This window comes from uncultured Methanobrevibacter sp., from assembly GCF_902769175.1.
GTDB lineage: Archaea > Methanobacteriota > Methanobacteria > Methanobacteriales > Methanobacteriaceae > Methanobrevibacter.
On the sequence record NZ_CACXNW010000020.1, the window covers coordinates 24,642 to 36,826 of the forward strand.

The 12,185-nt window shown below is 28.2% G+C and carries 13 protein-coding genes; 4 read left to right on the forward strand and 9 right to left on the reverse strand.

The genetic code is table 11. The annotated features are described in order from the left end of the window. Window positions 1-169: 169 nt before the first annotated feature. Window positions 170-1,768, reverse strand: coding sequence for an asparagine synthetase B (locus QZV12_RS07990; RefSeq protein WP_295619949.1), 1,599 nt, complete (start codon window positions 1,766-1,768; stop codon window positions 170-172). Window positions 1,769-2,019: 251 nt separating this feature from the next. Here QZV12_RS07990 and QZV12_RS07995 point away from each other — a divergent pair, with 251 nt between their 5' ends. Further along, the gene (locus QZV12_RS07995) at window positions 2,020-2,286 is read left to right on the forward strand and encodes a hypothetical protein (RefSeq protein ID WP_295619952.1); all 267 of its coding nucleotides are present in this window, start codon (window positions 2,020-2,022) and stop codon (window positions 2,284-2,286) included. Between the two features lie 498 nt (window positions 2,287-2,784). Here the strand turns inward: QZV12_RS07995 and QZV12_RS08000 are convergent, their stop codons facing one another. Next, on the reverse strand, window positions 2,785-3,909 hold the full coding sequence (locus QZV12_RS08000) for a toxic anion resistance protein (RefSeq protein WP_295619956.1): 1,125 nt from the start codon (window positions 3,907-3,909) through the stop codon (window positions 2,785-2,787). 263 nt (window positions 3,910-4,172) lie between these two features. Continuing rightward, window positions 4,173-4,811: a zinc ribbon domain-containing protein gene (locus QZV12_RS08005; RefSeq protein WP_295619959.1), complete on the reverse strand. Its 639-nt coding sequence runs from the start codon at window positions 4,809-4,811 to the stop codon at window positions 4,173-4,175. A gap of 374 nt (window positions 4,812-5,185) precedes the next feature. Between QZV12_RS08005 and QZV12_RS08010 the strand changes: the two genes are divergently transcribed. The 3 genes from QZV12_RS08010 (at window position 5,186) to QZV12_RS08020 (ending at window position 7,832) form a co-directional block, all read left to right on the forward strand. Then, window positions 5,186-5,437 carry a hypothetical protein gene (locus QZV12_RS08010; protein ID WP_295619964.1) on the forward strand — a complete coding sequence of 84 codons (252 nt, stop codon included), beginning with the start codon at window positions 5,186-5,188 and terminating at the stop codon, window positions 5,435-5,437. A 515-nt stretch (window positions 5,438-5,952) separates the two neighbouring features. Then, a complete protein-coding gene (locus QZV12_RS08015; protein WP_295619967.1) occupies window positions 5,953-6,183 on the forward strand; it encodes a hypothetical protein in 231 nt (76 codons plus the stop codon). Window positions 6,184-6,548: 365 nt separating this feature from the next. Beyond that, a complete protein-coding gene (locus tag QZV12_RS08020; protein ID WP_295619969.1) occupies window positions 6,549-7,832 on the forward strand; it encodes an O-acetylhomoserine aminocarboxypropyltransferase/cysteine synthase family protein in 1,284 nt (427 codons plus the stop codon). 107 nt (window positions 7,833-7,939) lie between these two features. Here the strand turns inward: QZV12_RS08020 and QZV12_RS08025 are convergent, their stop codons facing one another. The 6 genes from QZV12_RS08025 to QZV12_RS08050 all read right to left on the reverse strand — a co-directional run bounded on the left by QZV12_RS08025 (window position 7,940) and on the right by QZV12_RS08050 (window position 12,175). Next, window positions 7,940-8,590 (reverse strand): hypothetical protein, encoded by a 651-nt coding sequence (locus tag QZV12_RS08025; RefSeq protein WP_295619971.1) that lies wholly within the window; start codon window positions 8,588-8,590, stop codon window positions 7,940-7,942. 334 nt (window positions 8,591-8,924) lie between these two features. Then, on the reverse strand, window positions 8,925-9,059 hold the full coding sequence (locus QZV12_RS08030) for a hypothetical protein (protein WP_295619974.1): 135 nt from the start codon (window positions 9,057-9,059) through the stop codon (window positions 8,925-8,927). A gap of 27 nt (window positions 9,060-9,086) precedes the next feature. Next, the gene (locus QZV12_RS08035; protein WP_295619977.1) at window positions 9,087-9,344 is read right to left on the reverse strand and encodes a hypothetical protein; all 258 of its coding nucleotides are present in this window, start codon (window positions 9,342-9,344) and stop codon (window positions 9,087-9,089) included. Window positions 9,345-9,551: 207 nt separating this feature from the next. Further along, window positions 9,552-9,842 (reverse strand): hypothetical protein, encoded by a 291-nt coding sequence (locus tag QZV12_RS08040; RefSeq protein ID WP_295619980.1) that lies wholly within the window; start codon window positions 9,840-9,842, stop codon window positions 9,552-9,554. Between the two features lie 194 nt (window positions 9,843-10,036). Further along, window positions 10,037-10,387, reverse strand: coding sequence for a hypothetical protein (locus QZV12_RS08045; RefSeq protein ID WP_295619983.1), 351 nt, complete (start codon window positions 10,385-10,387; stop codon window positions 10,037-10,039). Window positions 10,388-10,480: 93 nt separating this feature from the next. After that, entirely contained in the window at window positions 10,481-12,175 is a 1,695-nt protein-coding gene (locus QZV12_RS08050) for a 3'-5' exonuclease (RefSeq protein ID WP_295619986.1), read from the reverse strand. Between the last annotated feature and the right edge of the window lie 10 nt (window positions 12,176-12,185).

Sequence of the window (12,185 nt, forward strand, 5' to 3'; positions counted from 1 at the left end):
CATAAGTTTATATTATGATAATATATGTTTATTTATATTAATATACTTTTATAAATTAACAATTATTTAAATGGAATATTTTAATTGAAATAATGAAAAAATGAATGTTTTTAAAAAATAGAATGAAAAAAAATTAATTAAAAAAAAGCAAATACCTAATTAAATTATCCTAATTATTATTTTGATTCTTTAAAGAATCAATAAACTCTTCCATATCAAAAGACCTTAAGACTTTCTTTTTAAGTATCTTATTGATTCCAGAACCATATTGGGCTGCCTTTTTAGGTCTGTCTGCAATATAATCAGGAACTCCAATTGATTTGGCAACATCCCTTAGAATATGCTTTCTTAAAAGATCTTCATTATTCTTTATCTTATATTTTCCAGGAATATCCAATGCCAAGCTGATTATGTCCTTATCTAAAAATGGAACTCTAAGCTCTACTCCATTTGCCATTGAAACAGCATCATCACGTTCAAGATTAACATGATACATATTTGCAATGTCATGATATATCTCTTCATCAAGTGCAAAATAGGCATCAAACAAACTGTTTTCTTCAAAGTGCTTTAAATAGCGATTATATCCTCCGAAAAGCTCATCTGCTCCCTGACCTGATAACGCTACCTTAATTCCATATGCTTTCATAGCCTTTGCTGCAAGATATATAGTCATTCCAACTCCTAATTTCATAACATTATCATCTTCAATTGCAGTTAAAACTGGCTTGATTGATTCCTTTACTGTATCCTCATCAATTATGATTGTCTTTAGAGGAAGACCTAAGTCATTAGCTATTTCCTTGCTGAACTTTATATCCTGTGAGTTTTCCACTCCAACTGAGTATAATCTAATGTTTAAGGATATTCCATTATCCTTTTTTCTCTTTTCAGCTATTGATTTTAGCAAAACCGCTAAAATTGTGCTATCAACTCCACCTGAGAATATTAACCCGATATCACTTAATTTTTCCACTCTTTTTTCAACAGCAGAGTATAGGTCATCCATTAATAACTCTTTATAGATTTCATAGGAGTCCTTGGTTTCAAGATAATCCTTGTAGTCATTATATTGGGATTTCAATTCCTTAAAATCTGTATTTATGATTCTATTGATTAGATTATCCTCTAAATCAACAATTTCCCAATTGTATAATATGGATCCTGGACTTAAGTCATGTATATCTTCATCATCGATTCCAGCATTCCAAAGAGCTTTTTTCTCTGATGCGAAAGCTTTTAAGTCATTAGATTTATTGTTTCCATAGAATAATGGCTTGACACCAATCTGGTCTCTTGAAATAGCCAAATCTCCAGTTTCCTTATCATAAACAGCAAAGGAATAGTCACCATCCAATTGTGGAAGAACTGATTTAAGTGATTTCAATAATGCTTTTTCATTATTTTCGCTGTTTAAATTGTAATAATATGAAATTAGATTAGCCAATAATTGGCTATCGCTTTTTGACTCTTTATAAGCATTATTATTTTCCTTTAGGAATAGTTCAAGCTTGTTGAAATTATAGATTTCTCCATTGAAAACCATTACAAGATTATCTAATATGATTGGTTGCTTATTCTCTTCAATGTTGTCATTGCTTTCATTGAATAGATTGAAAATAGACAATAAGCTATGGCCTAATCCTATCTTATTTTCCTCATCAAAGTATAATCCAGAGTGATCTTCTCCTCGATGCTTGATTGATTTTAAGGTAGAATCCAGCAATTCTCTATTAAAATTACCTGCCATACCTACTATTCCACACATAAGCTCACCAATTAATTTTTTTAAATTAAAATTTTATTACAATAAATATTATTATTTTAATCACTTTTATAATTAATTATTTGCAATTTTAACTATAATTATATCATGTTTTTATCAAATTCCAATTAGAATATAATATTTCTTTAAAATAAAACTTTTAAAAATAAAAAGATTTAAATATTTAGGTATACATAAATATTTGTGTAAACATAAATAATTGTTTAAAAAAATCGATTTATAGGTGTAAAAATATGGCAAAGAAAAATACATACCTGGTGATGATATTATCATTATTAGTTCCAGGTTTAGGTTTAGCATACGATGGTGTAATGAAAAGATTTATACCATATTTAGTTCTTGGTATAATCTTTTGCGGACTCTGGATGTACTTCGGCATGCCTTTAGATGCTGAAACAAACAATACCGGTTTCTGCTGTTATTTAGCTTATATAATTATTTGGATCTTTGGTCTTTATGACACTTTAAGAACCACTATCGATGTAAATAGGGGAATTTAAGTAATTTCTTAAATTAAGATTTAACTTCTTTCCTCCTTATATTAATTTAATATTTTTTTATTTTTTACTATTTTTTAACAAAATTGATTTTATTTCTTTTTTTATTTTTTATTTTTTTACTATTTTTATTAAATTATTATAAAATTTTTTTTTCAATGAGAATAATATATTAATAGTTTAAAAAGAGAAAATAACTTTTTTTAAGGATTTATTAAAAAAATTAGAAAAATAGAGAAATATCCTTAAAATTAATAAAAATTAAGATTTTATCATTAAAATAATAAAAAAATTATGAAAAAGAAATATCCTTAAAATTAATAAAAATTAAGATTTTATCATTATAATAATAAAAAAAATTATGAAAAAGAAATATCCTTAAAATTAATAAAAATTAAGATTTTATCATTTAAATAATAAAAAAAATTATGAAAAAGCAGTTTTAAAAAATGATAAAAAAATTAAATTTAAAAAAAAAGAAAAGAAGAAAACTAAATAATTTTATTTAGTTTCTATTTTATCAACAACTCTTTGTCCTTCTTCAGCCATTTGACTGAAAGCAGTGATTTGCTCTTGCATCTTAGGAAGTGCTTGGTTTTTATAATTGCTTACATCCTCAATTGCTGCGAGAGCTTCTTCAAAGGATTGCTTAAGGACTTCAGGAGAAATCATGGTTTCAGCACTTTGCTTTTGGATTTGATTTCCTTGCTCCCTTAACATTCTTGAAGTGGATTCAATTACCTGTTCGGTAGTAGTGTTAAGTGCTTGGATCTTTTTGATAACAACTTGCTGATTGTATAATGCGCTTGCAACCATAATACCATTTCTAAGTGCAGTTACAGTTACATTCTTAGCACGGCTTACACCTCTAATCAATTCCTTGTTGTTTCTTCTTACAACATTCAAAGAAATAATTCCTTGTTGGTTAACAACAATCATCTGTTGCATATCCATGATTCTTTGTCTTAGAGGGAACAATACCTCTTCACGTACAAAGTCAATTTTGTATTGGTCAACCCCATTGATTTCAGCTTGTCTGATTTGCTGTTCAATGGAAGCATCCATTTGCTTACCAAGTTCAATGTCAGCCATAAGCTTTTTAGTCAATTCCCTTAAGTAGGACTCTTCTGCAAGAAGGGTTGTATTGTCATTTTGCAATACCTTGCTACTTGCATCAAGGGAAACGAGAATATTGTTTATCGCTTCATCAGCTTGCTCATATTTGTCAAAGTAATTTCTGATTGGCTTAAGGAGCTTTCCTAAAAATCCGGATTTTCCAAATTCAATTGATGCAGGATCCAGATTTCTTATTTCCTTATCCAATTCCTCCAATTTGTTTCCAACATTGACAGCTTCATCTCCACCTTTAGCAAGGTCCTTAAATCTTGCATTCAATAGATTGTTTTTGTTTGCAGATCTATTGATTGCATTTAGACCAAAGTCATCTAAAGGCTTCAAGATGTTTTCTCTTGCTGCCACATCATCAAAATTAGCTTCAAAGATTGCTTCAGCATTATCGTCTGCTTGCTTTTTAATTTCATCATTAGGTAAACTTTCTTCTTGTTCTTTAAGACTTTTTTCTACGTCTTCTTGAATTTCTTGTACATCAAGTGAAAATTCAGCCATAAATATCACCCAATTTTTATTTTATAAAAATTAAATTTATATAAATACATGTGTCATATAATCTTATGACAAATCTTATTTATAAAGTTTTGCATTTATAGGAAAAAACTATAATAATTAAATATAAAATTGAATTTTAGAAACCATTCAGAGTAATAATTTAATACAAAATTGAATTTTAGAAACCATTCAGTAATACTATTTAAATGATTTTTATGAAATAAGAAAAATAAAAGGAATAAATCATAAAACAATAAAACCAATCATTCATAATCCTTGACGGAATTGATCAATTCATTCATTTCTTCAATAAGGTTCTTAATCTCCTCATCACCATCATCAACCTCATTGCTTATGCTGATAATGAGTTCGCTTTGCAAATCACCTAACTTTCCAACAATGGACTGTAAAGTCTTGATTTTGTTCTTTAATTCATTTGCTATCTTATCGGAATATTCATCAGACAATTCAATCATACTCTCAGCAGCTTCCGCTTCCTTAAAGAAGCTTACTCTACAGCTGTCCACTTCACCCTTAAACATATAGTATGACATTTGCCCTGATGGGAATTTCTTTTCAAGAAGTTCCAAAACCTTTTTCTCCTTGGTTTCAAAGCTTTCCTTTAGCTTTTTGATTTGATTTTTATAATATGTATAGTCTGGAGTGGTTGTTGCATATGTGGTTTTAGACTTGGTTGAACTTGAATAGAAATCACTCTGTGCCTTTTTAGCCTTATTTACCTGTGACAAGTCAATGCCGTCAACTACCTTGTTTGGCTCATATTTTGAACTTTTAGCTTGTGCATTAGGCCCTTCATCCAATCTTTTTCCACAATTTGGACAAAAATGGTCCTCTGGAAAGAGTTTAAATCCACAGTAAATGCAAAAATTATCCTTCGCCATAATCCTCACTCACATAATTTAAAAATCAAAAAATTTCAAGTTCTAATTAATAATTAAAATCTGAATATATATAAAAGTTTTCAATTTAATCCCATAGGGTTATATTGCTTATCTAATCTCTTTTAATCAATTCAATAAAAACAATAAAAAAATAAGGGAATTTAAAATCTTTGAATATTTGATGATTTTAGTAAAAATAGATGATTTAATTTAAAATGATTTGAATAAAATTCAAAATTCTTATTTTTATATATAAGCCTCTTTATTGCTTTCAATTATGCAAGCAAGTGCTTACATTCGAGAATCTTTAAATATCTTACTTAATAAATTAATAATTAGTGACTTTACACTAAAAAATTTGAGGGAGGCTAGATATGAGAAAAGAGATACCAGTGTTATTCATATGCTTAATATTAGCATGTTCACTTGCATCTGCTGTTGCAGCACGTGAGATACACGACCCACGTGAGCTTAAGGTCCCAACTCCATATTCTGAGTGGGCTCCTATGTATAGAACATATGAAGCACAAATCCATGGCAAACACTTGATCCGTGAAGAAGTTGTCATCAGAGAATATGAATCTTGGTGCAGACATATGAATTTCGAACCGGATTATCTAAATTAATTATCTTAAAACAATCATATTGAAATTGTCTTAAAATAATTAAATTAAACTAATTTCTTTTTTTTTAAATTTTTTATCTATTTTTATTCAACTATTTTTAAGATTTTTTCTTGCTGAAATAAATTTGATTTAATTAAAATAATGATTAATTAAAATGATATTTTTTTAAAATCTATTAAAATAATCAATTGTTTCTTTATTATTTGAAATAAATAATCTTAAATAATGGCATATTGATTTCTATATACACACATACACATAATTTAATTTTTTATAAAAATTTATTAGAAACCAAGAAAAAATTGAATATAAACTCTATTAAAAGATTATTTTTTAAAAATACAATTGAAAATTGATTAAAAAATTAAATAAATTATTAAAATTTTTATAAATTTAAAAAAAAATCATTATTTGTTCTTTAATCATGTAAGTAAGCACTTACATTCAAGAAATTTTATATACTATTCTTTATAAATAATAATATAGTAATATTAAGAAAAAAAAGGTGGGGAAAAATGCGTAAATTATTTTTATTGCTTATCTGTATTATGATGTTATGTTCAGTTGCATCTGTTAGCGCAGCTGATAATGAAACACAAATATCATCTGATCAATCTGTCGACCATCCTTCATTAAGTGATAAAGACAGAGAAATCATTCATAACATGATATCAAATTTTAATGGACCTGATATGGGTATAGTTATAAATTTCGGTAAAGACCATCCATTATCACTTAGAAAATGATTATGGAAGCATTTTAAGTAATGCACTTAATATCAAAATATATTCAGTGATAAAAAAAGATAAGTTATTTTATGATTCTATATTTAAAATAATTATAAATTATCTTTTTTTAATTTTTTAGAATTTATTATTCTTTTTATAATCCAATCTATTTCTTTTTACAATCATTATCCTTTTTTTAATTTAATCTAATTTCTTTTTACAATTTATTATTCTTTTTTTTAATCTAATCTATTTCTTTAAATTCCATGTTTTCCTATTTTTCTAATTTTGTAATATTCCTTAAATCCTTAAAGTTATTAAGCAAAAGCAATATAATAATATTGTTTAATAACATAGTTATATTAAATTATGGAGAAAAAATCATGACAAGAAAATACGGAGACAGAACTTTAGAAGTGCATGCAGGCCAGGAAGAGGCAGATCCTTTCACTGGTGCAAGAGCAGTACCTATTTATCAAACCAGTTCATATGTATTTGAAAGTGCAGAATATGCAGCTAATATATTTGCCCTTAAAGAGCCAGGAAACATTTATACAAGATTGAATAACCCTACAAATGAAGTATTTGAAAAAAGGGTTGCAGCTATTGAAGGAGGAGTAGGTGCCCTTTCACAGGCCAGTGGTATGGCAGCGATCACACTTGCAATTTTAAATCTAGCTCAATGCGGAGATGAAATAGTCTCTGGAAACAACCTTTATGGAGGAACATATAACCTATTTAAAAACACATTGAATAAATTTGGAATAACAGTCAATTTTGTTGATTCACAGGATACACAGGCTTTTGAGGATGCAATCACAGATAAGACAAAGGCACTTTACTGCGAATCAATCGGAAACCCTAAATTAGATGTTCCTGACTTTGAAGTATTGGCAGATATTGCACACAGACACGGCATTCCACTTATTGTTGACAACACTTCAGCTATTGGAATGGTAAAGCCTATTGAACATGGAGCAGACATCGTTGTACACTCTGCAACCAAAATTATCGGAGGACATGGAACTTCCCTTGGAGGAACCATTGTAGATTCAGGTAATTTTGACTGGACAAACGGCAAGTTTCCAGAGTTTACAGAACCTGATGACAGCTATCAGGGACTTGTTTATCTAGAGGCATTTGGAAATGCAGCTTACATTACCAAAGCACGTGTACAGATGATGAGGGATTTAGGAACATGCATTAGCCCATTTAATTCATTCCTTCTTCTCCAAGGACTTGAAACAATGTCTCTTAGAGTCAAGCAACACACTGAAAATGCCCTTGAAGTTGCTAAGTTCCTAGACCAGCATGAGCTTGTTTCATGGGTAAATTATCCAGGATTGGAAGATAATCCAAACCATGAAATCGCTAAAAAGTATTTGAATGGCAAATACGGATGTGTTCTTGGATTTGGAATAAAAGGTGGAATAGAAGAAGGAAAGAAATTCATTGAAAATGTAGAGCTTTTATCACACCTTGCAAATATCTGTGATGCAAAAACACTTGTTGTTCATCCTGCTTCCACTACCCATTCCACAATGTCTCCTGAAGAGCAGGTGTATAGTGGTGTAACTCCTGACTTCATTAGAATGTCTGTAGGAATAGAAAATGTTGAAGACATTATTGCAGATATAGATCAGGCTTTAAGGAAAGCTGTTGAATAAAAAAATAGCAAATAGAGGATAAAACCTCTTTAAAAAATTGAATAAGTAAAAATAGTAAATAGAGGATAAAACCTCTTTAAAAAATAATTCTTTTTTTCTTTTAAATTTTAATATAATTGAGGACCTGTATACTCATTTTCTTCAGTATATACTCTAATCAATGTATCTACTGTATCCTCATACATCAATCTATAACCTATAGCACCGCCAAACTTGCTTTCAAGATTATTAAGTGCCTTGTTTGCTCCTGGACTGCAGTTGTTGATTATGTACCACATTCCATGTGGAGTATAAATAAATAATTCTCCATAGCCATCTTCAGCACCATTCTTAAAGCCATCTGCAGGGTCATAGATTTTTGTGGAATGGATAGCAAGACGGCTTAAGTCTTGTTTAGGTTGAGTTCCATTCTTAAAGAGCATGGTAAGCCAATTGTAAACCTGGTCCTTGAACTGAACCTTCTTGATTGGATCAGACATTTTAGCTTCAATGTTTGCTCTTCTTTTAGCAAGTGTATTTGTTATTCCAAGTATTTCCTCAACCTTAGGAACATCTTCCTCAAGGCATCTGTATCCTTCAGGACGTCCTGTAACCTTGATGTTTCCCTCTACAAAGTCCATTCTTTTCCATTTCCTCATGTATGGCTTAACCTTTTCCCACTCTTCGTCAGGTATTTTCTTGTTCAATCCATAGAGATAGCCATATTCCATTGCATCATAGCATTTTGTTTCCAATTTCAAATCCTTATCTGGTGACATCTTATCACTTTTTTGTCTTTGTTTATATTATATTAAACAAATTCGTTTATATATAAATTATGGTTTATCATTTAATCACATTATAGTAGGGCATGTAGTCTTCTGGTGTTGTTTACTATTTATGAAAAAATTATTGATTTAAAATTTAGAAAAATAGATACATAAATTGCATTGTTTTTGAATGAATTTTAATTAAAAATAGCATTGATAATTTTAATGGTTGATTAAATTGTATTGATTTAATTAATCATCAAATTATATTAATTGATTTTGTGTAAAAAAATAAAAAATAGAAAGATGTAAATCTACATCAAGTTAAATAAAAATAATAAAATTATTCATTATCTTGTTCATAATCTACATCGCCGTAGTCATAGTTGTCACTGAATGAATAATATTCTGGCTCTTCTTCAAAATCCTCATCACGGACACATCTTTTATTCTGTCTTCTGTGTTCCTTTTCATCCATGGTATCACCATGTAAAGATATGTCTTTTCAAGGTTTAAACTTTTCCGCATTGATTATTGCATTATCAATTCTATCAGGTCTATTGTTATTGATTATGAAATCAATTTGATCTTCTTTTTCAAGCCGTTTAGGAACTCCCAATTGAAATATTATGAAATTGAAGACATCATCTTCCAAAGCATTTAGCTTTTCAGTCCATTCCACAGGGTCAATTTTAGGAACTTCCTTAACCTTGTTTGGTCTTTGTCTTTTTTCAGTTTTAACTGGTTTAGTTATATTTTTCACTGTTTTAACATGTTTACTTATATTATTCGCTGTTTTAACAGGATGTGATACTTTATTTTCATTTGCAGTAGTGTTTGTTTTAAATCTATTTGGAGAGTCAAATATGCTTCTTCCAAATTTGTCATTGCCATAGAGATCTACTCCCCAACCAACTACACGATTTGGAGGAGTCTCTTTTTGATTTGATTATCTATAAAATTCCTGTTTTTAATTTCCTATGTTTTCGCAAATTCTTTTTGGATAATTTTCAGCAAGATATCTTGTCTTTTCCGCACTTGTTGTACAATCATTGCATGGATTGAATTTATCATAGATAAATTCAAATTGCTCATCAGTGCAAGTGTTAAGCTTTTGCTCTGCATCTTCAATATACAACTTATTTATTCTTAGGAAGGTTTCCCTATCCCTTTGTTTCATCTTTGAAGATTCTACATTTGTTACTCTTTCCTTAAGTCTACGTTCCCTTTCTAATCTTTCAAACTTATCATCAATTGACATATTACACCCTAAATACAAAAATTCAACAATTTTTTGCTTCAATATTATAATGTGTTAATCATTTATAAAGATTATTGTTTTTCAAAGGAATTTAAGAAGGGGATTAGGTAAGTCAATTCTATAAGATTATATGATTCTTTCATGGTTTTGTTGTCATAAATGACATAACATATTCACTTGCAATTTCACTTAGATTAAATTTTATTTTTTTCAAAATCTTCAATTTCCTTTTTAATTCTAGAAAATGAATATTTTTTTGTAATAAGACCAATTAATTTATTATTTGAATTAATTTTAGGCATTTTTAATATTTTACATAACTCCTTAAATTCAGAATCCCCATGAATTTTTATAAATTCTGATAAACAAATTTTTGATTTTGCTTTATCTTCTTCACGTTTAATCCTATTTGGTGAATAAATGCCTATTAAATAAGCTTTTGCAGTTTTCACATCTTTAAAATCTAAATTAAGATTTTCACACATTATTTTAATAACTTCTTCATCATAAATTGATCCTTCTACTTTATTTTTATTTTTTGTCACAATATCCTTTTTCTTTGCACTTTTAACTGATTTCTTTATTGAATCAGATTTTTGATGTTTATCATTATCTTTTTTATTATTTAATGAACCTAATTATTTATTTCTAGCTCTAAGTTGTGATATATAATCATTTTTTGTTTTTTCTTCATTTTCTTTAGCTTTTCTATCTAATTCTAACTTTTCTTCTTCCAAATGTTGTTTTTTACTAGATTCATTAGTCAATTTAACATCTTTTTCTTTACGAAGTTTTTCCCTTTTTAACTCTAATAATCTTTCTTTTTCTCTGAATTCTTTTTCTAATTTTTTCTTTTCTAACTCTAATAAACGTTCTTTCTCTTTAAACTCTTTTTCAAGTTTTTCTCTTTCATAGTTAATTCTCATCTCTTCTTCATTTGCAATATTTTGGTTTTGCTTTTGTTTGGAATTTAATATATTTTGTTTTTTAAGATGTTCCTTTTCTCTCTTTTCTTTCTTAATTTTTACCCTTTCCGCTCTTTTAGCTATTTCCTCATCAGTTAACTCTATTGATTTTGACTTTGAATCTTCATCAATTTCATCATCGAATAAACCTGATTTGATTTTAACTTTCTTCTTTTTAGATTTATTCTTATTAGATTTACATCTCTTGTTAGAGCATATTCTATCTCCTTCATGATTAGTAAAAATAAAACCATTTTTACAATTAGGACATTTTTCAATATTATTTATTATTTCATCATCAACTATTTTTTCATCAATAAATGAACCACATTGTTCAAATCTTGAACAAGCCACATATTTTAATTCATTAATTGAATAAAGATTTATATGTCCTGTTTTACATTTTGGACATCTTAAATCACTTTCACCAATTAATTTTGCATATTCCCAATTATCTTTAATTATTGTCTTATTATTATTATAAAATGGATTAAAACCAATTGGAGGTTGAAATTCTTTAACCTTAACTGCATTTTTATCAAGTTCATAAATAAATGGAGATTCCCTACCATCTTCAGCACATAAAAACACTTTATTTCTAGTTCTTGTTAATGCTACATAAAACAACCTTCTTTCTTCTTCACTTTGTTTTTCAGAATCATTATTAAAAATTACAAAACGCATAAATCCATCTGTAGTAACTTTACTTGGAATTCCTTTTCCACTATTTACATGGTTAACATCTAAAAGGATTACATTTTCAGCCTCTAAACCTTTTGCAGTATGGAAAGTATTATATGATACATCAATATCAAATCGAACATCAATATATAAATCATCTAATTTTTCTTTTATAGACTCTAAATGATCATTATACCGAGATAAGATCATCACTTCGGCATAATTTTCTCTAGATAGTTCTTTAATAATTTCATAAACTAGCAAATCTTCATTAAGTTCTTTTTCTCTTTTATCTTTACCACTATATAATCTTAATTCAATTGGTTTACTTAAACTTTTTTCTGATTGTAAATTCTTAGAAATTAAATAATCAGCATCAATAAACTTACCTGCCGCATTTATTAATTGATTAGAAGCCCTATATGTCTCATCTAAATATATCTCTGTAAAATCATCAAAATAGTCACTAAAATTAGAGAAATATTTAACTTCACATCCTGTAAATCCATAAATGGACTGCCAATCATCACCCACTACTATAAGTTTAGCAGCAGATTCATCCAGAATTTTCTTTAATAACTCAAAACGAGCTCCAGAAATATCCTGGTATTCATCTACAAGGACATAATCATAATCAATATTTTTTATTAATGGAGTAGCTTTAATAACCATATCTGCATAATCCATCAAATTATTT

Excerpts from the sequence above, each read along its gene's own strand:
- QZV12_RS08030 (WP_295619974.1), bottom strand. The coding sequence starts at position 9,059 with ATGGATGAAAAGGAACACAGAAGACAGAATAAAAGATGTGTCCGTGAT.
- QZV12_RS08005 (WP_295619959.1), bottom strand. The coding sequence starts at position 4,811 with ATGGCGAAGGATAATTTTTGCATTTACTGTGGATTTAAACTCTTTCCA.
- QZV12_RS08050 (WP_295619986.1), bottom strand. The coding sequence starts at position 12,175 with ATGGATTATGCAGATATGGTTATTAAAGCTACTCCATTAATAAAAAAT.
- QZV12_RS07990 (WP_295619949.1), bottom strand. The coding sequence starts at position 1,768 with ATGTGTGGAATAGTAGGTATGGCAGGTAATTTTAATAGAGAATTGCTG.
- QZV12_RS08025 (WP_295619971.1), bottom strand. The coding sequence starts at position 8,590 with ATGTCACCAGATAAGGATTTGAAATTGGAAACAAAATGCTATGATGCA.
- QZV12_RS07995 (WP_295619952.1), top strand. The coding sequence starts at position 2,020 with ATGGCAAAGAAAAATACATACCTGGTGATGATATTATCATTATTAGTT.
- QZV12_RS08015 (WP_295619967.1), top strand. The coding sequence starts at position 5,953 with ATGCGTAAATTATTTTTATTGCTTATCTGTATTATGATGTTATGTTCA.
- QZV12_RS08000 (WP_295619956.1), bottom strand. The coding sequence starts at position 3,909 with ATGGCTGAATTTTCACTTGATGTACAAGAAATTCAAGAAGACGTAGAA.
- QZV12_RS08010 (WP_295619964.1), top strand. The coding sequence starts at position 5,186 with ATGAGAAAAGAGATACCAGTGTTATTCATATGCTTAATATTAGCATGT.
- QZV12_RS08040 (WP_295619980.1), bottom strand. The coding sequence starts at position 9,842 with ATGTCAATTGATGATAAGTTTGAAAGATTAGAAAGGGAACGTAGACTT.
- QZV12_RS08020 (WP_295619969.1), top strand. The coding sequence starts at position 6,549 with ATGACAAGAAAATACGGAGACAGAACTTTAGAAGTGCATGCAGGCCAG.